The following is a 20,543-nucleotide window of genomic DNA, read 5'->3' as shown; positions in this document are numbered from 1 at the left end:
ATTTGTTAACAAATTGAATTGCTTATTTTTGTCAACGATAATTTTGTTGAATGTGTTTCTAAGCGCGCTCCCTGCATAGCAGCTTCCCATGGCTAATGAAGCAAATACGGAACACAAAATTATCCTACCGTTGCTCAAGCAGTGGGGCTATCAGTCTTCTGAGTATCAGGCGAAACCTCGGATTGGAAACGGCTACCCTGATTTTTTGGTGACCTTAGCGATGACGGGCGATCGCCCCCTGAACTATCTGATCATTGAGGTCAAAACCCCAGCGCAGTCCCGACTGACAGGTGGCCAGCAATTGAGGCACTACATGGAAGCAGCTCAGGCTGTGTTTGGCTTACTTACCAATGGCCGAGAATACCAACTTTTATATCAAAATCCCCTTAGAGAACCACTTCAGCAGGTGACATGTGCTTCAGGTATCCTCGATAAACAAACTATTCAGAAACTGACTAAAATTTTACACCGCTCCGTAGCCGCTGCTCTAGTGACTGCCTTAACCCAGCAAAGGCTCAAAGTCTATCATTATTTTGAAAAGGCACTTGCAAAGAGTTTTTCTATCTCCTCAACCGCTTCTAAGGAGTCACCCATGATCATTACTATTTTCAATCACAAGGGTGGCGTTGGTAAAACGACGCTAACCCTCAATCTTGGTGCTGCCTTTGCCACGATGGGCAAGCGAGTTCTCTTGATTGATATTGACCCACAGTCTAACTTAACTATTGGCGTTGGCATTAACCCCCTTAAAGATGTAGAAGAGCAAGGCAAGAAGGATATTGCTGACCTATTGCTAGAGCCAAGGGTTGGCCTAGAAGAGGTAGTTTATCAAAGAGCTTGGGGCAACCTGCATCTTGACATTGTTCCCGCCCACATTCGCCTAGCCGATAAGGAACCCGCACTCATCAGCACAATTGATATTGATCGGGTATTACAACGAAAACTCAAAAATCATGGCTATGACATTGTGCTGATTGATCCACCACCCGCCTTTGGTAAAGTCAATGCCATTGCTTTGATGGCGTCTGATGGAGTACTGATACCGACACAATTTGCCCCCTATCCTATACGGGCAATAGAGTACGTTTTAGCCCGCCTTGAGGCCATGAGGGATGCCATGGAAACTCCGCCTCGACCCCTTGGAATCGCTGTGAGTATGTATGATCGTAGAACATCGGCAGCTAACTATGAGATGAAAGAGAAGTTGTCGAATATTCTTGAAAAAGCAGCTAATGGAAGACAGACAGTGCAAATTTTGCCCGAATCAACATGGATTGCACACCGAGTTGTGATGTTGCGAGCCACAGAGTCTCAGCAACCGATATTCAGTAGAAAGTTTTATGAAGAATTAGATCGATCAGATAAAGAATCCATTGATGATTTAACGACTTCATTTGAAAATTTAGCTCGCTATCTTTCTAGTCAAGCATCATAGAGTATGAGTCACTCCAATCGAATCTCAAAGCACCTCGGCTTACATCAGACACATCAGGGTCAGATTCATATTGATTATCTGACAGTACCAGAGACCTACCCCAAAGACTTATTCTGTACTTCACCACAACTGATCCGTGAGGACTTGGATAAATATAAAACCAACCTCATCCCCCTCATTATTCGTCCAGTTACTACACCAGAAGGCGACAGAGCGTATGAAGTTGTCTTTGGCAAGGAGGTAGTTGAGTTTGCCCGTGAATTGGGCATCAATCAACTATGGGCATCAAGAATTGAGCTTGAAGATGAGGAAGTTCTAACCTTCCAAGAAAGACTGAAGTCTATTTTGCAAATAAATTCTCAGAATAGTAGCTCTCATTTACAGACATCAGAGAGAAGCAACTTGATTGATCACAATTCCCAATCATTTATGACATTATTTAACGAATTGCAAAAGAGCTTAAATGACCAAATTAAGCTGATTATAGATAAACTCGAAAAAATTGCTCAGGAATTGGATGAACTCAAAACAAACTTTGCTGAATTGGAGCAGCGTGTCTCTAAAAAAACAAAATTTGATTCGCCTGTGTCGATCAATCGCTGTAAAAAAGCTGAGAATCTTGCCAAGCGTGTTCTAGGCTTAAAAGTGGAAGAAGCTGAAAAAATCATCCAGCAAATTCAAAAAGGTAGAAAATTTAAGTCTGCGGATGAGCTGAAGGCAATTGCGCCGTCAGGCCGCTGGGATGAAGTTAGCATCGTATTCCGTTAAGATCTTATTCTGTGTGAAAAGAGGTTGACTCTAATAACAAAAACACTAAGCAATACTGTGCATCACTCAATCAATAACCTCACCTCACGTCCTTTGTTACAGTCTACTCCATGTTCCTCTCCTTCAAGACAGAACTCGACCTCAAAACAACGCACCCTTTGTGCCCAAGACGCAGGGATGGCTCGTCATGCCTACAACTGGGCACTCGCCCTGTGTCAGTCCATCCTAGAACACAACCAACAAGCAGCCCCAACCGAAAAGCGCCAGTTTCCCTCGGCTATTGACTTGCATAAGAAACTCGTTGCCGAGGTGAAATCGGCAAATCCTTGGTACTACGATGCTTCCAAATGTGCCCCACAACAAGCCCTGCGCAACCTCTACCTAGAAGGCAACATCCGCATCAGCGGCAATCGCATCAAGCTGCCCATTTTCGGCTGGGTGAAGTGCTACGAACCTCTGCCTGCGGTCTGCCCCAAGAATGTCGTCATCAGCTGCCGCGCCCATCGCTGGTTCATTGCCTTTCGTTACACCATTGAACCACAGTCCACCCCCAAGAAAACCCCCGTTGTGGGCGTAGATGTCGGCAGTCGCAAGTTGGCAGTATTGTCCACAGGGGAGCGGCTTGAGAATCCCAAAGCCTTTGCCCGCTATCAGAAACGCTTGCGCCGTCTTCAGCGGAAGCTGGCTCGTCAAACCAAAGGAGGAAAAAATAAAAAATTATGCCAAGACCCGACTCCAGCTGGCCAAGACGCACTACCGTATTGCTTGCATCCGCAATGACGCTCTTCACAAACTCACAAGCTATCTGGTCAAGAACCACGGCAGGGTCGTGATTGAGGGCTTGAATGTAGGCGGCATGCTGAAGAATCCTCGTCTCGCCCGCACGATTGCCGATATTAGGTTGTACGAGATCAGGCGGCAACTGACCTACAAATGTGAGTTGTACGGTAGTGAGTTGGTGGTGGTTGATCGCTGGTATCCGAAGGGCGGTTTACGAGTTATGGGCAGAAGAAGCAGGAAGCTGGTGCGAGTGGTTTGCCACTCGGTAAGTCCAGTAGGCTTGCGTCAGCAAGTTCCAGTACTGAACAGTAATGTTCAGCCTTTTGGAAGCGGTCTAGGAAGCTGACCTTTGGCAACTAATAGCTCCCATGCCTGCAAAACAGCAATCAAATCAGAGGCGAGGCGGTATTCATTGGCTTCAGCAAAGCGCACCGTTGCGGTGGGGGTAGAGACGAGATGAATAGGCACTGCTCGCTCTAGGGGTGTGGGTATAAAATCAAAGCCATTGAAGCGGTCAAACCGGCGATCGCTCAACAATTGATTAAATTGACTGACTTGAGCAGGTGTGACTGTGCGCAGGGTGCGGCTGAGGGTTTCCCCGCGAGCATTGGTGGTTTGCTGCACAATGCGACCATCGTTATAGAGCAGTGTCGTTGTCGTTGAGGGTGGACGATTCCCAGAGGCATCACTTTGCCGAATCACACGAAAACTCACGCCCTCAGGAAGGGGGGGCGGTAACTCTTCAGAACTGAGGCGTTGCGGTCGCTGAATCAGGGTACCCATCATCTGACTGCCAGCGGCATCCCAAAGAATGAGCGAGCCATTTTGATTGGTACGATAGACCCACTGTTGGGGATAAGGAGCATTGGGATTTGTGAGGATAATTTCCCAACCGGGGGTCAAGCGCTCAGCACAATCCACCCGCAATCCCCCCAAGCCCAAGCAGCCATCAGACCAAACCTTGGGTTGAACTTGAACTACACTAATTTGCTCTGGTTCCTCACCAAACTGCTCGGCAGCGATCGCGATCGCCCGCGTCATGATCTGCGGGGCTGGGGTTGCTGCTTGAACCACAAGGGGCACTGCCACTGCCAAGAGGGATGTCCAACCATTCATCAATACAGTCTCTAACCTTTGACCATCATCATAAAAAAAGACCGCCCCTGATGAAGAGGCGGTTCCTTTAACTAAGACGCTAGTTAGAGTTGCTCTAGGAATTAGCCGTTGATGCTAGGAGCAATCATGGCCACAGGAGCAGACTCAGCGCTAGCCAAGTCGAGGGGGAAGTTGTGAGCATTGCGCTCGTGCATCACTTCCATACCCAAGTTGGCACGGTTGATGATGTCCGCCCAGGTGTTGATCACGTTGCCTTGAGCATCCACAACGGAGTGGTTAAAGTTGAAACCGTTGAGGTTGAAGGCCATCGTGCTGATACCCAGAGCGGTGAACCAGATACCGATCACGGGCCAAGCGGCGAGGAAAAAGTGCAGGGCACGGCTGTTGTTGAAGCTGGCGTATTGGAAGATCAAGCGACCAAAGTAACCGTGGGCCGCCACGATGTTGTAGGTCTCTTCCTCTTGACCGAATTTGTAACCGTAGTTTTGAGACTCGGTTTCGGTGGTTTCACGGATCAAGCTGGAGGTCACCAGAGAACCGTGCATGGCCGAGAACAGAGCACCACCAAAGACACCGGCCACACCCAGTTGGTGGAAGGGGTGCATGAGGATGTTGTGCTCCGCTTGGAACACAAGCATGAAGTTGAAGGTGCCAGAGATACCGAGGGGCATCCCGTCAGAAAAGCTGCCTTGACCAATGGGGTAGATCAAGAACACAGCGGTAGCAGCAGCCACAGGAGCAGAGTAGGCGACGCAAATCCAAGGACGCATACCGAGGCGGTAGCTGAGTTCCCACTCACGACCCATGTAGCAGAAGACACCGATCAAGAAGTGGAAGATGATCAGCTGGTAAGGGCCACCGTTGTAGAGCCACTCATCGAGGGAAGCAGCTTCCCAAATGGGGTAGAAGTGCAAGCCAATGGCGTTGCTGGAGGGGACAACCGCACCAGTGATGATGTTGTTGCCATAGATCAAGGAGCCAGCGACAGGCTCACGGATGCCATCGATGTCCACAGGGGGAGCAGCGATGAAAGCAATCACGAAGCAGATGGTGGCAGCGAGCAGAGTGGGGATCATCAACACGCCGAACCAGCCCACATAGAGGCGGTTGTTGGTGCTGGTGACCCAGCTACAAAATTGCTCCCACAGGTTCAGTTGCTCGCGACGTTGTAAAACAGTCGTCATAGTGATAAGTCCTGTTGAACAAGATGAATGAATGTTACAAACCGTTTACACTTCCAAATCAGGTTCCTGAGAGGCTTCAGGAGCACCCGCTGGCGTTGTGCAACGGAATGTAACCTTATATTAATCAATCTCTCAGGAAAATGTAAAGGGTTATGTCTGAATTTTATATTCTGTTAATGATTTCTCAGGGATCAGGGGCGTCCTCGCGCGATCGCTGGCTGGGGATCCAAGCAATGGGCAAGGTCAGTAGATAACTGGTTAAGGTCGCGATTGTAATCAAGGGCAGCATTGACGTATGGGAAATCACCGTCAGAATCACCGCCAGCCCCAAAGGCGTTTTGGTCACCGCCACCGTGATTGCCGCCATCATGCCAGCCAAGGCCACACTCAAGGGTGTATTCGGGAGTGCTTGGTGCACAGCCATCCCTACACAGGCGCCTACGAAAAATAGGGGAAAGACCACCCCCCCACGAAAGCCCCCCCGCAGACAGAGACTCAGGGCAACCAGCTTAAAGAAGGCAACACTCAGCAAAATGCCAATGCTATAGCGGTTGACCACTTGGATTACTTGTTCGATTTGCCGCTCACCGTAGAAGAGAGTGATCGGGTGAATCAGGGCAATTAAGCCAATCAGAAAACCCACCGCCACAATTAAGACAAGAGGATACTGCCGATAGGGGGTCAGCCAGCGTTGAATGTGCCGATCTAAAAAGATAAAGAGCGTTCCCACCGCCGCACCAATAATGCCGAGCAGCACTGCAAAGCCAGTATCCTCAGGACGCAGCGTGTCGTAGGCAGGGAAGGTATATATCCCACCAATGCTCGTTCCCGTGATGACTCGAAAGAGTGTAAACCCAGCAGCAGCAGAAATCAGGGCTGGAATGATCGCCTCATAAAATTCAACACTACGGCGATGGGGAACTTCCAAAACAAACAGCGTGGCGCCAATGGGCGACTCAAAAAACACCCCCATGCCCGCTGCCATGCCACAGAGGGTGAGAATACGGGTGCTCTCTGGAGGTAGATGTAAACGCTCCGCGAACCAACTGCCTAAGCCACCATTGATATCAATCATTGGACTTTCAGGACCAGCACTACTGCCAAAGAGCAAGGATAGGCCAGAAGCCAGTGCCATACCCGGTAGAAAGCGATAACTTAACCGACCCTCATGGTGTAACTCTGCGATCGCATCTGCGAGTCCCCCCGTTGCCCCCAAGAATTTGACCGATAAACCCACCAACAAACCGCCAAAGGCCGTGACAAGCGGAATGTAAGGATAGAGGTGCGCCCACGTACTGATGCTCACTTGGCTAGGATCAGTCCCCCACAACAGGGCAAACCCCAGCTTAAGACCGAGATAAAAAGCTGTGGCCACGCAGCCACCAAGCAGACCAACGATTAGGGCATACAGGAGCAAACGGGGATACGGGTAGGAGGCTCTTGCCATAGAAGAAGAGTTAGCGGCGCCGCCACCAGACAAAAACGGCTGCACCAAAGCCCACAAGGGGTAATAGGAACACACTGATAATCTCTAGCCAGCGACTGGTGGTGACATTGAGTTGCAGGCGACGATTGGTGGTTTCGCGAGGACGAATGGAAAGTGCCTTTTGGTCGCGATCGCCCAACCACAACACGGAATTCACAAAGAGATCACTATTAATCCCTTGATAGGCAATCACGCCATCGGTGGCAAACTCGGAGTCCCCAAAGACCACCAAACGGGCTTCCTTGGGCGGATTTTCACTCAGCTGACGGGTAATCGCCACGCCAATCGGCAGCGGGCCTTTGGTATCTACGCCTTCAGTGAATTCAAGGTTGCCCGACTGCCAGTCGGTTTTCGCCCAAGTTTGCGGGCCCGAGAGGGCAATCTCGACAATGTCATCATCCTTCACAGGATCAATGCGAATGGCTTGCGCGCGGGGAAAGACACTCGGACCTTGGGCAAAGCGTTGAGTAATGGGGTGATTACCATAGGTGGTGACAATAATCGTGTCGGGACCGAGTCCCACCTGTTGACCCACACCAGAGCCATCAATGACCCAGCGATTATCGAGCGTGAGTCCCCAGTTTTTCAGTAAATCATCCAGACCCGCATTGACATCGACATCAAGCATCAGCAGCAGACTACCACCACGATTCAGGTAGTCCTTGAGCAGATCCTGCTCCAGACGCAAAAAGGGCTGCCGGGGTCCAGCAACAACAATGACATTGGTATCTTCGGGAATTTTCCCCTTCTCCAGCAAATTGAGGGGCAGGAGTTCCACATCTCGCTGCTCGAGGAGTTTAGCCACTTCACTGAGACTGGCGGAGCCACCTGTAAGGAGGAGTTCATTGTGTCCTGTGGTGAAATAGGCACGGATCGTGCGATCGCTCGTCACCCGAATCAGGGCTGGCGTGAGATTACTTTCAGAAAGCTCTTCATCAATGCGCTGCGTTTTCTTGCCCGCCACAACAATCACTTGCCCCACTTGAGTCACGTTGTACTTTTTGGCAAGGGCTGGTTCAGCTTGGGGGTCAATGAACTCAAATGAAAACTGGTGATTGGCCTGACGGCGGTACTGTTCCAACAGCAGGCGATCGCGACTGGCGGCATTGGCATCAAACACCAATACCCGCACCGGCTGATCCAGAGTTTGCAGGACATCACGGGTTTCTGCCGCTAGGGTAAAGGCACGGTTTTCGGTGAGATCAATCTCAACACTGTAGCGATCGGCCAAAAAGTTAACGATGCCCAATAGGGCAATCACGGCAATTACCGTAAGGATGGCATTCGTACTGGTTTGAGTGGAGCGCCGCCCCCAAAAACCTGTAGAAACACGACTTTGTTGAATCAGCCACAGCAGTAGCGCAACTCCCCCCAAGGCCAAGAGTCCCAAGGGCAGCCAATTCCAGCGATTGGTGACGATGCCAGCACTCAAGCCGGCAACAATTAGGAGTGGAGCTGCCCAGAGCAATAGCGTGGAGAATCCTTCAGGCGAGCCTAGGGCAAAGCGTTTCATGACCTGTTCCCCCTAATTGCGTTGGTAGCGAAAGGCATCAATGGACTGCGCTGTCAGGAAAATGCCCAAGAAAACGTAGCTGCCAAAAACAACGAGGCTACTGCTGCGAAAGATGCCTCGCGTCAGGTTGGTAAAGTGCTCTAGGGGCGAAAGATAGGTCAGCACATCACTGAGGTTACCCCCCGTATTTTTAGCCAAGACATCAAGTACCCAGAGAATCAGCAACACGGCGAATCCCAAAATAGCTGCCAAAATGGTGCTATCCGTCAAGGATGAAAGAAACATGCCCAACGAGAGAATAGCTGCTGCCAAAAGAATTAGTCCCCCATTGCCCGCCAGAATCAACCAAGGAGATAAGGGGGGGGTGCTCTGCCGAAGTGCCACAAACTGATAGACAATCACGGGCAGCAGCAGAGTGGTATAAAAGGTCAGCACCGCCAGTAGTTTACCCGTTGCCACACACCAGTTGGTAATGGGTGAGGTGGCCAACAGTTCAAGGGTGCCGCGTTTGCGCTCCTCAGTGTACAGTCCCATCGAGAGCATGGGCAGAATGACTTGGGAGATCGAGCCGAGGAGTCCAAGGAAGCTTTCGAGAATCAGCTTGGGAACGTCAACGGCTTGGCTCGGCGCCCCAAACTGTTGTTGTAGCAAATCCTGCTGGGCGACTTGGCCAATAATCGTCGTCATCACAACAAGGAAAAAGAGGCCACTGAGGAGCCAGAACACCCCGGCAATCACATAGTAGAAGGGGGCACTAAAGTAACTCTGAAGTTCACGGCGATAGATGGCGAGAATGTTAGCAAGGAGGACACGCAGCCCGTGGAGAGAAATGCTAAGCATGGGCTTCTGCCGTTGGTTCGCTGGGTTCTGCGGTGGGTTCATCGGTCGTTAGCTTCAAGAACACCTCCTCTAGGTTGGCACGGGAGCGGCGCATTTCAAAGAGTTGCACTCCATGTTGGACAAGGAGAGTGGCCAAATCGGCTCCAATTTCTTTCGGACTGCTGACTTGAAGCTGCTGCCGTCCTTGGGGCGTAGCATTCCCCCACGTGACCTGTTGCAGATCTGGCAGGCCTTGCAGGAGCGGTTCAATGTGGGTGCGATCGCCCGCCAATTCGAGGTCATAGGTGTAGCTACTACTGAGGCGTTGCAGCAGTTCATCCAGTTGGCCAATGCCTGCCACTTCGCCCTTGTTAATAATCACGGCGCGATCGCAAGTCATACTCACTTCCGCCAAGATGTGCGTGGAGAGAATGACGGTATGCTGCCCTGCCAAGTTTTTAATCAGGTTGCGCACCTCAATAATCTGCCGTGGATCCAGACCGACGGTGGGTTCATCGAGAATAATGGCTGGTGGATCGTGAACAATCGCTTGGGCAATGCCAACCCGCTGGCGGTAGCCCTTTGAGAGTTTGCGAATAATCGTCCGTTGTTGATCCCAAAGGCCACAGCTTTTGAGGGCATATTCTAGCCGCTGGGGGCGATCGCCGGCACTGACGCCCTTGATGCGAGCCACAAAGTGCAAATAACCCGCCACCGTCATTTCTGTGTACAGGGGGGGATTTTCTGGGAGATAACCAATGCGTTGTCGCACCGCCATTGGATCCGTGTGGACTTCATAGCCAGCAATGGACGCGGTACCACTCGTGGCCGGTAGATACCCTGCCAAAATCCGCATTGTCGTGGTTTTACCCGCACCATTCGGTCCTAGCAGACCAAGAATTTCACCGCTGGCTGCTGAAAAGCTGACATCCCGTAGCGCGACGGTTGTACCGTAAACCTTCGTCAGGTGTTCAACCTGAATCATTGCGTTTCCTCAACTCATCCTACCGCCCTTTTCCGAAGGAAGGATGGAACACACTCCCAAGCCTCAAAACCGCTGTTGGCAAGGATCAGAGTCCCTCAGCGTACCCCGTATTTTAGAAAAGGGCTGCACGGGAAACACTGACAGACCATCATACCTGCTTTTTTCCTCAAATACTGAGGACTTGGATGGTGGTCTTCTGGGGCAAATTGGCTGCCGATAGGCTAAGGGACGCACTGCCACTGCGGCGAACCGGGGTTCCCTCCATGACTTTCAAGAAGTCCTCTAGACCTTTGAGATCACAATTATTGGGGTCAGCCGCAGCCGTCCGATAGTGGGAAGGAATGACCAAACGCGGTTCCAGAACTTCAATGGCTGCCTTAGCCTCCTCAGCTGTATAGGCCTTATCACTGCCGCCCACGGGGACAATCATCACATCAGGCCGTCCCATGAGGATGCGCTGCTCAATCGTGATGGGCATGGCAATTCCCCCTAAGTGCAAGAGATTGATGCCGCCTTGCTGCCAGCGCCAAACCACATTCACGCCAAAGCGGAAGCCACCGACGCGATCATGGCTGGTACGGATGCCCTGAATACTCAGACCATTGACTTTATAGGAACCCGGTTGAAAGAGTAGCTTTGGCCGTCCCGCTAGGCCTTCAATATACCCCTCGTCGAAGAGGCGACTACTAATCATGACAATATCGGCAGCCACCCGCGGGGGGCGCAATCCTTTGGTGCAACCAATGGGACGAAAGGGATTCACCAGTACCCGCTGGCCACTGCCGGTAAAGAGAAAACAGGTGTGGCCCAACCATTGCAGAGAGAGACCACTGCTTTGGGCATGGGCTGCCCAGTGTCCGCCGAGGCTGGCGATCGCCCCAATTTGCGCCCAACGCAAGAACTGCCGCCGTTCCATTTTCTCTCCCCACAAGACTATCCCAGCTCAGTGTACCGAAAAGTGGCTGGCTCACAACGCTGGACTGGCCACTCCTCGCAAAAAGTTCCGCAGCAGGTTTTTGCCGTAGATAGTGAGAATACTTTCCGGATGGAACTGCACGCCTTCAAGTGTCGGATAGTGGCGATGGCGCACCCCCATGATTAGCCCATCAGTTGTCCAAGCGGTAATTTCCAGCACATCGGGGCAAGTGGCACGGTCAATCACGAGGCTGTGGTAGCGGGTCGCTGTAAAAGGTTGGGGCAGCCCTTGAAATACGCCGACACCACTGTGGTAAATCTCGGATGTTTTGCCGTGCATTAGGGTTGGAGCTAGAGTGACCATGCCGCCAAACACTTCACCAATGGCCTGATGTCCCAAACAAACCCCTAAGATTGGTAGTTTTCCAGCATAGGTGCGGATTAGTGCTTCGGAAATACCTGCATCGGCGGGGCGACCAGGACCAGGGGAAATGACCACAGCCGCGGGGGACAGAGCAGCAATCTCATCAAGGGTGATCTTGTCATTGCGAAAGACCCGCAGGTCAGCGGCCGTAGGAAATTCCTGCGCCAGTTCCCCAAGGTACTGCACAAGGTTATACGTGAAGCTGTCGTAGTTATCAATAACGATAAGCAAGGGGGCAACGTCCTCTATCTTTTTCTTTCTGATCCTACTACCTAGAGGTTTTACGGATGGTACGGCTGTCGTGTCGCGGACGCTCTTTTGACCCTGTGGCAGCGGTGGTATTTGATAAGGATGGCACTCTAGCAGATGTTGCTAATTACCTCAAGGCGGTGGCGATCGCCCGCGCTGTGAAAATTGCCGAGCACTTTCCCAATCTCAAAGCGTCGTTACTTCAGGCCTTTGGGGTGATGGGTGATCACCTTGATCCAACGGGATTACAAGCGGTGGGGACACAGCAGGAGAACCTGATTGCCGCCGCAGCCTTTGTGGCCACGCAGGGAGTTCCTTGGATTGCCGCCTTAGAACGGGCGAATGCCGCCTTTGCCGCCGTAGACCGAGAATTTGCCGCCAAAGCAGAGTTGACACCGCCCCTGCGGGGGGTAATTGAGCTAGTGCAACGGTTGCATGGACTAGGATGTGCCTTGGCGATTATTTCTAGCGATCGCACCTCAGAAATCGAGGCTTTTTTAGACACCTATCACTTGAAACCCTTTTTCCAATGTTGGCAGGGGGGAGATGAGCCACCCACGAAGCCCGATCCGCAGGTATTCCTGAGGGTGTGCGATCGTCTTGGGGTGCGACCCGATCAAACCGTCGTTATTGGTGATGCCGATAGTGATGGCCTCATGGCACGGCAGGGGGGCGCAGCGGGCAGCATTGGTGTTACGTGGGGTTGGCATTCGCCACCTGTCCTGAATTATTGCGATTGCGTTGCCACATCCCCCTGCGAACTCCACATCAGCCTTGATGGGTCTGAACAGCTTGCTGACCCCTGATTTAAACGGTAGTGGAGATAAACCTCATTGCCCACAGGCAAGACATTGAGGAGCGTCAACCTCCCTGAGAAGGCAATCTCCTCTGGATAGAGGCTAGGGGCTGCCGAACCTAGGAGGAGGGGGCAGAGGGTCAACCACAATTCGTCAATGGCCGCAATCCGCAACAGGGAAGCGAAAAGCTGTCCTCCTCCCAACACGGCCAAGGTTTGCACACTAGCCCCTTGAATGTGCGTAAACGCCTGTGGCCAGTCAATCTCCTCCACCCCAGCACACCAACAGTGATCAAAGGCAGTGGATCCTTGCCAACGGCTGGCGCCTTTCTCGGTGGTCAGTAAGGCACGGCGAATCGGCTGGCGAAAGAAAGGGAGATTGAAATCTAATTCACCACTAGCGGAGCAGACAATTTGCAGCGGTTGGGGCGATCGCCCTTGGTGTTCGCGCTCAGCAATCAGATGGGGAGATTGAAGGCGCATCGCTGTCCCCCCCAAACGCAATGTTGTCGCCCCGAAGAGTACCGCATCTACCTGTGCCACCTGCTGTTCAAGGTGCTGAAAGTCATAGGCTGAGGCAATGCGCTGACCTAAAGCATCGGCGCGAGCAAGGCGGCCATCTAAACTGCTGGCCAAAATCGCAATTGTATGGGGACGGGCAATTAATTTCGATTGACTCAATGACTCATGACTTTTTCAGTCGGTTCCACAGGGGCTTCATTGAGTAATTCTAGCCGTTGCTGGCTGACGGGATCACTGGGAAAAAAATTATCTCCCCCCTCTTGCACCAGTAGCTCCCTACAGGGGATCGTGTCGGAGAGAATTGCACTTGCCATCATGCCGCTGTGAACTTCCAGTTGTCCTGCCCGTGGCGATTCAAATACCAGTCGCTGCCCCGGAAAAACAACCCGCTCGAAATACCAGTTGGCAATATTTGTGATCCGCACCACCTGAATTTTGCTGGTGGCGTTGACATAACAGCAGAGGATGCGATCGCAACTATCGCTAGGGACGGGATCAAAGATTTGCGGCATAGGAAGTAATGGTTTCTTATAGGGACGTGTCTTTACCCTTGTTAGCCTAACATTGCCAATTCGATACAGTTGTAAACTCAACTACAGGATGGACAGTTAATCCTTTCCTTGAGTTCCCGTGATCCCCTGCTGGAAAGGCGCAAATGTGTTAAAACCTAAACAGCAATAGAGATTTATTAAGAATTTAGCGTTTCCATAGATCTTGGGCTAGCCTATGTCTCCGCGTGTCCTCTACGTCCGTCTCCCCTGCAACCCCATTTTTCCCATTGGTGTCGTCTATCTTGCGGACTATATCCATAAGCAATTAGCCAGTGTTGAACAACGCATTTTTGATTTGGGAACGGTGCCACCCCTTGACTTTCGCCGTGCCCTTGCCCAAGTGATTGATGACTTTCAACCCACACATCTTGTTTTTTCTTGGCGGGATATTCAAATCTATGCCCCTGTGGGGGGACGGGGGGGCAATCCACTGCAAAATGCCTTTGAGGTCTATTACGCTCGCAATCCCTTGGTGAAGTTGCGGGGGGCGATCGGGGGGTTGCGGGTGATGAGTGCCTACTATGGTGAACTCCGGCGAAACCTCAATTTAATCCGTTTGGGACTCCACCATGCCAAGCGTCACCATCCGGAAGTCACGACCATCGTCGGTGGCGGTGCGGTCAGTGTCTTTTATGAGCAGCTCGGCTCTCAACTGCCCAAGGGAACGATCGTTTCAGTGGGCGAAGGGGAAACGCTACTTCACAAGGTACTCACTGGACAACCTATTTCAGGGGAACGGTGCTACATTGCCGGTGTTGAAAAGCCCCGCGATCGCCTCATCCACGAATGGCCAACCCCGATTGAAAAAACCGCCTGCAACTACGACTACATCGAAACCATTTGGCCAGAATTTGAGTATTACCTTCAGGGGGGCGACTTTTATATTGGCGTGCAAACCAAGCGCGGCTGTCCCCACAACTGCTGCTACTGCGTCTATACCGTGGTTGAAGGCAAACAGGTGCGCATTAACCCCGCTGAGGAAGTCGTCGCTGAAATGCGCCAGCTTTACGATCGCGGTGTGCGCAACTTTTGGTTTACGGATGCCCAGTTTATACCCGCTCGCAAATTTATTCCTGACGCGATCGCCCTGCTGCGGGAAATCCTCAAAGCAGGCATGAATGATATTCACTGGGCGGCCTACATCCGTGCCGACAACCTCACCCCCGAACTCTGCGGCCTGATGGTGCAAACGGGGATGAACTACTTTGAAATCGGCATTACCAGTGGCTCCCAAGAACTAGTGCGGAAAATGCGCATGGGCTACAACCTGCGAACGGTGCTGCAAAACTGTCGTGATTTGAAAGCCGCCGGGTTCAACGCCCTCGTTTCTGTGAATTACTCCTTCAATGTCATTGACGAACGCCCCGAAACGATTGCCCAGACGATAGCCTACCACCGCGAACTAGAGCGCATTTTTGGTGCGGACAACGTTGAGCCAGCCATCTTCTTCATTGGCCTGCAACCCCATACCCACCTTGAGGAGTACGCTCTCGAGCGCGGCATTTTGCGCCCCGGCTACAACCCCATGAGCCTGATGCCTTGGACCGCTAAGAAACTGCTTTGGAACCCCGAACCCATGGGATCCGTCTTTGGTGAGGTGTGCCTTGCAGCTTGGCGACTCAATCCCAATGACTTTGGCCGCACCGTCATGGATCTACTGGAGGAGCGCTTTGGCTGTGCTCCCCTAGAGGAGGCCTTGTCTGCGCCTCTTGAGGAACGCCCTTTGGCGCATCGTTAAAAAAAGCGCAATAAAATGACCATTCCCCCTTAGAATGTTTCCTAGATCATTTCTGGCAATGAGTTAGTAAACAGAGGAAGGGATCAGGTGGTTAGAGTCGCTATCAATGGTTTTGGGCGCATCGGTCGGAACTTCATGCGTTGCTGGTTACAGCGGAAAGCCAATAGCAAGCTAGAGATTGTAGGCATCAACGATACCTCCGATCCCCGCACCAATGCCCATTTGCTGAAGTATGACTCGATGTTAGGCATTTTCCACGATGCCGAAATTAGCGCTGACGACGACTGCATTTATACCGACGGCCATGCGGTTAAATGTGTGTCCGATCGCAACCCTGAAAATCTGCCCTGGAGCGCTTGGGGGATTGACTTGGTCATTGAAGCCACGGGGGTCTTTACTAGCCGCGAGGGGGCGAGCAAACACCTCAATGCCGGTGCAAAAAAAGTTCTGATCACCGCACCCGGCAAAGGCAATATCCCCACGTATGTGGTCGGGGTGAATCACCACACCTACGATCCCAGTGAAGACATCGTCAGCAATGCCAGTTGCACCACCAACTGCTTAGCCCCTATTGTCAAAGTGCTTCATGAAGCCTTTGGCATTCAGCAGGGGATGATGACGACGACCCACAGCTACACGGGGGATCAACGCCTACTCGATGCCAGTCACCGCGATCTGCGGCGGGCACGGGCAGCAGCAATGAACATTGTGCCCACCTCCACGGGGGCTGCTAAGGCGGTTGGATTGGTGATTCCCGAGTTGCAAGGTAAGCTGAACGGGATTGCCCTGCGGGTACCCACCCCCAATGTTTCTGTGGTGGACTTTGTTGCTCAGGTGGAGAAACCCACTATTGCTGAGCAGGTCAACCAAGTGATCAAAGAAGCCTCGGAAACCACCATGAAGGGGATTATCCACTACAGCGAACTGGAGCTGGTGTCTTCGGACTATCGGGGCCACAACGCCTCCTCGATTTTGGATGCGTCCCTCACGATGGTGATGGGGGGCAATCTGGTGAAAGTGGTGGCTTGGTACGATAACGAGTGGGGCTATAGCCAGCGGGTCCTAGACTTGGCAGAGCACATGGCCGCTCACTGGGCTTAGTCGTTTCATTTTAAGGATTGGTTCGCAACTCACGATGCAAGATAAATCGATGTTAATGATTCCGGGTCCTACGCCGGTGCCGGAGTCGGTTCTGCTATCCCTCAGCAAACATCCCATTGGCCATCGCAGCGGTGACTTTAGTGAGATCATGGCAGCGGTGATGGCAGGGTTGAAATGGCTGCATCAGACTACGAATGATGTGCTGATTTTGACCGCCAGTGGCACAGGGGCAATGGAAGCCGGGATCATTAACTTTCTCAGTGCGGGCGATCGCGTCCTTGTGGGCTGTAACGGTAAGTTTGGCGATCGCTGGGGGGAAGTGTGCGATGCCTACAGCCTCAAAACCGAGCGTATTACTGCCCCTTGGGGACAACCTCTCAACCCCGATGACTTCAAAGCCGCTTTGGAGGCAGACACCGCTAAAACCATCAAGGCAGTAATCATCACCCACAGTGAAACCTCAACGGGCGTCATTAACGATTTAGAGGCAATCAGCCGCCATGTCAAAGCCCATGGTCAAGCCCTGATCATTGTGGATGCGGTCACCAGTCTCGGTGCAGTGAACGTGCCCGTTGATGAGTGGGGACTAGATGTGGTTGGTTCTGGTTCCCAAAAGGGGTATATGATTCCGCCGGGGTTGGCTTTTGTCAGTGTCAGTGCCAAGGCATGGGAAGCCTATAAGACAGCCACGCTGCCGAAGTTCTATCTTGACCTAGGGAAATACCGCAAAGATGCCGCCAAGAACACAACGCCCTTTACGCCACCAGTGAATCTCTTCTTTGCCCTGAAAACAGCACTGGAGATGATGCAAGCGGAGGGCTTGGAGAATATCTTTGCGCGTCACCATCGCTTGATGCAGGCGACCCGTGCAGCGATGAAGGCATTGAACTTGCCCCTTTATGCGCCGGATCACTGCGCCAGTCCCGCCATTACGGCGGTGGCACCCCAAGGGGTAGAGGCCGAAAAGATTCGCAGCCTGATGAAAAAACGCTTTGACATTGCCCTAGCGGGCGGTCAAGATCACCTAAAGGGACAGATTTTCCGTTTAGGTCACTTGGGTTTTGTGAGCGATCGCGATATTTTAGCGGCAGTGAGTGCCCTTGAAGTGGTGCTTGGCGAATTGGGATACACCAACTTTAGTCCCGGCGCGGGGGTGGCAGCTGCCAGTCGCGTATTGACCACGGCCTAGGCCATGGAATTTTGGTTAGAACCTAGGGCAATTCAACAGGCACGACGAATTTGTGCCAGCTTTCAGCATTGGACGGGGCGATCGCTCCTACCTAATCCTGCTCAGGATGAGGGGAGATTAGCGCAGCAATTGTTTCACTGGTCACAGCCCGTTCTCTCCCATGGGTGTGAGGCTGACCCAATCCTCAACTATGGCAACCAAGCCGCCCTCACCCTGTGGGAACTCTCTTGGTCAGAATTCGTGCAGCTTCCTTCACGGCTCACAGCGGAACCCATGGCTCAGGCCGAACGAGCACACCTCCTTGCCCAAGCAGCCCGCCAAGGCTATGCCAATAACTATAGCGGCGTTCGTATCTCCCGCACGGGACGGCGGTTTCGCATTGAAAATGCGTGGATTTGGACCGTTTTGGATGAAGCGGGCACTCCAGTGGGGCAAGCAGCGACCTTTGACCAGTGGCAGTTCCTGTAGGATTGATCTAACCGATCCTGCTTTCTACTGATTTGGGCGCATAGTTCATGAAACAACTCCTTGTCCATTGGCTGCATCAGGTTCAAGCCTTCCGCTACCATCGCCGCACGACGGAAAGTCTCAATCAACTGATTCAAATTCTCTATGCTGAATCTTGCCTGAGTGTCCCCTACATTATTTTGATTATTAGCTCCTGCGCGATCGCCACCTTTGGCTTGCTGTCCAATAGTGCGGCTGTGATTATTGGCGCGATGGTGATTGCACCGCTGATGCTGCCGATTCGCGGCTTGGCCTTAGCCGCTCTCATTGGCGAATTTAAGATGTTTCGTGAGGCCGCAACTGCTCTAATTGTGGGTACCCTCATGGCCATTGGCATGTCTTGGACAATCGGCGTCATGGTGGGTCTTGAGGTCTATGGCAGTGAGATCATGGCACGCTCGCAGCCCAATCTGCTGGACTTGGGTATTGCGGTGGCAGCCGGTGCAGTGAGTGCCTATGCAGTAGCGGAACCCCGTGTCTCAAACACGTTGGCAGGGACAGCGATCGCCGTTGCCCTCATGCCCCCCGTTTGCACAGTGGGTCTCGGCATAGCGCAGTTGAATACGAGTCTGAGTGTGGGGGCAACGCTGCTCTATCTCACCAACCTGTTGGGAATTACGCTGGCCTGCATGGTAGTTTTTGTCATTGTTGGCTATATCCCCTTGCACCAAGGGCGTCGTCCTCTTACCATTGCTGCTGCCCTCACGGGTCTGTTGGTGATTCCCCTCGCCATTAGCTTTAGTCGGCTCATTGAACAAGCGCGGCTGCAACAGCAAGTACGGGAGGCACTCACTCGAGGAACGCTGACATTTCAGCGTCTTGACTTATTGGGCATGGAGACGAATTGGGTCAGTAACCCACCCGTAATTCGGGTGAATGTGCGTGCCCGCGAGCCTGTGACCCCAAAACAAGTGGCACTCATGGAAGAGTTTATCCAACAACAGATGAATCGCCCTTTTCGTTTAGTGCTACAGGTGTCTAGCATTGAAGAAGTTACCTCAGAGGAGCCATTGCCCTAGTTTCTTTGAGCGTCAAGCCAAAATGTTAGACTATTGAGATTGCAGCTTATCTTCGGTTTCATCTGTCTTTTGTCAACGCTTCCCATTGACGCATGAGTGACTTTCTCCCCTACGCCTATCTCAACGGTCAATTTGTGCCCTTTGAAGAGGCCAAAATTTCTGTGGCCACCCATGCCCTTCACTACGGAACCGCTGCCCTAGGTGGCTTGCGCGGTCTCCCCAATCCGGCGAACGCCAAGGAAATTCTCCTCTTCCGTCTTGAGGATCACTGTCGTCGCCTCAGTCGCAGCGCCCACTATCTGGGCTATGAATTGCCCACTAGCGAGATTAAGTCGAAAATTATTGCATGGGTGCAAAAAAACCAACCAACCGTGCCCTTCTACATTCGGCCTTTGGTCTATACCTCTGGGCTAGGCATTGCGCCACGGCTCCATGATATTGAAAAGGATTTTCTCATTTACGGCATGCCCCTTGGGGATTACCTCTCGGCTGCAGGCGTCACCTGTCGCATTAGTTCTTGGCAGCGGCAGTGCGATCGCTCCTTTCCCCTACGGGGCAAGTTGACCACCTCTTATATTGTCTCTGCACTGGCCAAAACAGAAGCGGTCTGCTCTGGCTTTGATGAAGCGATTCTCCTTAATGAACAGGGGAAAGTCTGCGAAGCGTCGGGAATGAACCTTTTTTTGGTGCGGGAAGGGCAACTGGTAACCCCTAGTGTGGATCAAGACATTCTGGAGGGGATTACCCGTCGCAGTGTCATTGAGCTAGCGCAAGCGGCTGGTGTCAAAGTCATTGAGCGGCCTGTGGATCGCACGGAACTGTTGATTGCTGATGAGGTCTTTTTAACCGGCACGGCTGCGCGAATTGTGCCGGTGAGTCGCATTGAAACGTACACCCTGCCCAGCGATCGCCCCCTGACGCGCCAACTGCAACAGCAATTACAGGCCATTGTTGAAGGCCGCGAGCCGCAGTATCGCCACTGGATTGATGTGATTCCCCTTTAGCTAAAGCGGCTATGATGCGTTGGCGTAAGATACTTGCACAGGCTCACTTCTGTACCTTTAGCGTTCCAGTACACCTCATCAAAAATGGCATAGATCAAAAATAAGCCGCGACCACATTCACAGTCGGCGGCAGGTAATAGCTCATCGGCAGTTTCAGAAACGTTACTGGGGGGGGAAAAGCCCTCCCCCTGATCCGTAATGACCCACCAGCATTCATCCGGGAAGATGGTGTAGCGCACAAAAACAAGTTTTTCGGGATTGAGTTGATTGCCGTGGCGAGCAGCATTCACAAGGGCTTCTTGGAGACCCAGCCGAATCTCATCTTTGTACTCGGGAGGAAGATCAGTGAGTAGAATCTCTAGAATCGGTTGTAGAAAAAGCGTCGAGGGAAATGTTAGGGTCTGCCATTGAGGCGCAACGTACATTAACGTCATAGACGGCA

22 protein-coding genes are annotated in these 20,543 nt (G+C 52.2%); 11 read left to right on the top strand and 11 right to left on the bottom strand.

Features of this window, described 5'->3' with window-relative positions:
- The first annotated feature begins 88 nt into the window (after positions 1–88).
- The 4 genes from NBE99_RS01925 to NBE99_RS13290 all read left to right on the top strand — a co-directional run bounded on the left by NBE99_RS01925 (position 89) and on the right by NBE99_RS13290 (position 3,329).
- Entirely contained in the window at positions 89–1,435 is a 1,347-nt protein-coding gene (locus NBE99_RS01925) for an AAA family ATPase (protein ID WP_250682835.1), read from the top strand.
- A gap of 3 nt (positions 1,436–1,438) precedes the next feature.
- The gene (locus tag NBE99_RS01920) at positions 1,439–2,203 is read left to right on the top strand and encodes a hypothetical protein (protein ID WP_250682834.1); all 765 of its coding nucleotides are present in this window, start codon (positions 1,439–1,441) and stop codon (positions 2,201–2,203) included.
- Between the two features lie 177 nt (positions 2,204–2,380).
- On the top strand, positions 2,381–2,983 hold the full coding sequence (locus tag NBE99_RS01915; RefSeq protein ID WP_250682833.1) for a transposase: 603 nt from the start codon (positions 2,381–2,383) through the stop codon (positions 2,981–2,983).
- Positions 2,913–3,329, top strand: coding sequence for a transposase (locus NBE99_RS13290; protein WP_315897300.1), 417 nt, complete (start codon positions 2,913–2,915; stop codon positions 3,327–3,329). The genes NBE99_RS01915 and NBE99_RS13290 overlap by 71 nt, the downstream gene beginning before the upstream one ends.
- Here NBE99_RS13290 and NBE99_RS01910 read toward each other — a convergent pair.
- The 8 genes from NBE99_RS01910 to NBE99_RS01875 form a co-directional block, all read right to left on the bottom strand.
- A complete protein-coding gene (locus tag NBE99_RS01910; protein WP_250682832.1) occupies positions 3,299–4,099 on the bottom strand; it encodes a hypothetical protein in 801 nt (266 codons plus the stop codon). The genes NBE99_RS13290 and NBE99_RS01910 overlap by 31 nt on opposite strands.
- Positions 4,100–4,200: 101 nt before the next feature.
- A complete protein-coding gene (psbA, locus tag NBE99_RS01905) occupies positions 4,201–5,283 on the bottom strand; it encodes a photosystem II q(b) protein (RefSeq protein WP_181495653.1) in 1,083 nt (360 codons plus the stop codon).
- A gap of 184 nt (positions 5,284–5,467) precedes the next feature.
- On the bottom strand, positions 5,468–6,658 hold the full coding sequence (locus NBE99_RS01900) for a chloride channel protein (RefSeq protein ID WP_250682831.1): 1,191 nt from the start codon (positions 6,656–6,658) through the stop codon (positions 5,468–5,470).
- Between the two features lie 82 nt (positions 6,659–6,740).
- Positions 6,741–8,282, bottom strand: a complete 1,542-nt coding sequence (locus NBE99_RS01895; protein ID WP_250682830.1) for a Gldg family protein — start codon at positions 8,280–8,282, stop codon at positions 6,741–6,743.
- A 12-nt stretch (positions 8,283–8,294) separates the two neighbouring features.
- On the bottom strand, positions 8,295–9,122 hold the full coding sequence (locus NBE99_RS01890; protein WP_250682829.1) for an ABC transporter permease: 828 nt from the start codon (positions 9,120–9,122) through the stop codon (positions 8,295–8,297).
- A complete protein-coding gene (locus NBE99_RS01885) occupies positions 9,115–10,086 on the bottom strand; it encodes an ABC transporter ATP-binding protein (RefSeq protein WP_250682828.1) in 972 nt (323 codons plus the stop codon). The genes NBE99_RS01890 and NBE99_RS01885 overlap by 8 nt, the downstream gene beginning before the upstream one ends.
- Before the next feature lie 166 nt (positions 10,087–10,252).
- Positions 10,253–11,002 (bottom strand): MBL fold metallo-hydrolase, encoded by a 750-nt coding sequence (locus NBE99_RS01880; protein WP_250682827.1) that lies wholly within the window; start codon positions 11,000–11,002, stop codon positions 10,253–10,255.
- Between the two features lie 51 nt (positions 11,003–11,053).
- Positions 11,054–11,656: an aminodeoxychorismate/anthranilate synthase component II gene (locus NBE99_RS01875; RefSeq protein WP_250682826.1), complete on the bottom strand. Its 603-nt coding sequence runs from the start codon at positions 11,654–11,656 to the stop codon at positions 11,054–11,056.
- Positions 11,657–11,712: 56 nt separating this feature from the next.
- Here NBE99_RS01875 and NBE99_RS01870 point away from each other — a divergent pair, with 56 nt between their 5' ends.
- Positions 11,713–12,480, top strand: a complete 768-nt coding sequence (locus NBE99_RS01870; protein WP_250682825.1) for an HAD family hydrolase — start codon at positions 11,713–11,715, stop codon at positions 12,478–12,480.
- Here NBE99_RS01870 and NBE99_RS01865 read toward each other — a convergent pair.
- Together NBE99_RS01865 and NBE99_RS01860 are read right to left on the bottom strand one after the other, a co-directional pair.
- Entirely contained in the window at positions 12,402–13,151 is a 750-nt protein-coding gene (locus tag NBE99_RS01865) for a RibD family protein (RefSeq protein WP_250682824.1), read from the bottom strand. The two genes, NBE99_RS01870 and NBE99_RS01865, sit on opposite strands and share 79 nt — an antisense overlap.
- Positions 13,148–13,504, bottom strand: coding sequence for a DUF1830 domain-containing protein (locus NBE99_RS01860; RefSeq protein ID WP_250682823.1), 357 nt, complete (start codon positions 13,502–13,504; stop codon positions 13,148–13,150). Before NBE99_RS01860 ends, NBE99_RS01865 begins: the two co-directional genes overlap by 4 nt.
- Before the next feature lie 214 nt (positions 13,505–13,718).
- Between NBE99_RS01860 and NBE99_RS01855 the strand changes: the two genes are divergently transcribed.
- From NBE99_RS01855 to NBE99_RS01830, 6 genes are all read left to right on the top strand, one after another.
- Positions 13,719–15,281, top strand: coding sequence for a photosystem II high light acclimation radical SAM protein (locus NBE99_RS01855; protein ID WP_250682822.1), 1,563 nt, complete (start codon positions 13,719–13,721; stop codon positions 15,279–15,281).
- 87 nt (positions 15,282–15,368) lie between these two features.
- Positions 15,369–16,382, top strand: a complete 1,014-nt coding sequence (locus NBE99_RS01850; RefSeq protein WP_250682821.1) for a type I glyceraldehyde-3-phosphate dehydrogenase — start codon at positions 15,369–15,371, stop codon at positions 16,380–16,382.
- Between the two features lie 34 nt (positions 16,383–16,416).
- Positions 16,417–17,571, top strand: a complete 1,155-nt coding sequence (locus NBE99_RS01845) for an alanine--glyoxylate aminotransferase family protein (RefSeq protein WP_250682820.1) — start codon at positions 16,417–16,419, stop codon at positions 17,569–17,571.
- A 3-nt stretch (positions 17,572–17,574) separates the two neighbouring features.
- Positions 17,575–18,039, top strand: coding sequence for an MEKHLA domain-containing protein (locus NBE99_RS01840; RefSeq protein WP_250682819.1), 465 nt, complete (start codon positions 17,575–17,577; stop codon positions 18,037–18,039).
- Between the two features lie 47 nt (positions 18,040–18,086).
- The gene (locus tag NBE99_RS01835) at positions 18,087–19,097 is read left to right on the top strand and encodes a DUF389 domain-containing protein (RefSeq protein WP_250682818.1); all 1,011 of its coding nucleotides are present in this window, start codon (positions 18,087–18,089) and stop codon (positions 19,095–19,097) included.
- A gap of 92 nt (positions 19,098–19,189) precedes the next feature.
- Positions 19,190–20,101 (top strand): branched-chain amino acid transaminase, encoded by a 912-nt coding sequence (locus tag NBE99_RS01830; RefSeq protein WP_250682817.1) that lies wholly within the window; start codon positions 19,190–19,192, stop codon positions 20,099–20,101.
- On the opposite strand, the gene NBE99_RS01825 is transcribed toward NBE99_RS01830, so the two are convergent.
- Positions 20,098–20,535 carry an ATP-binding protein gene (locus tag NBE99_RS01825; RefSeq protein WP_250682816.1) on the bottom strand — a complete coding sequence of 146 codons (438 nt, stop codon included), beginning with the start codon at positions 20,533–20,535 and terminating at the stop codon, positions 20,098–20,100. The two genes, NBE99_RS01830 and NBE99_RS01825, sit on opposite strands and share 4 nt — an antisense overlap.
- Positions 20,536–20,543 lie beyond the last annotated feature (8 nt).

Source organism: Thermosynechococcus sp. HN-54, from assembly GCF_023650955.1.
Lineage (GTDB): Bacteria > Cyanobacteriota > Cyanobacteriia > Thermosynechococcales > Thermosynechococcaceae > Thermosynechococcus.
This window is presented reverse-complemented; position numbering and strand designations above follow the sequence as displayed.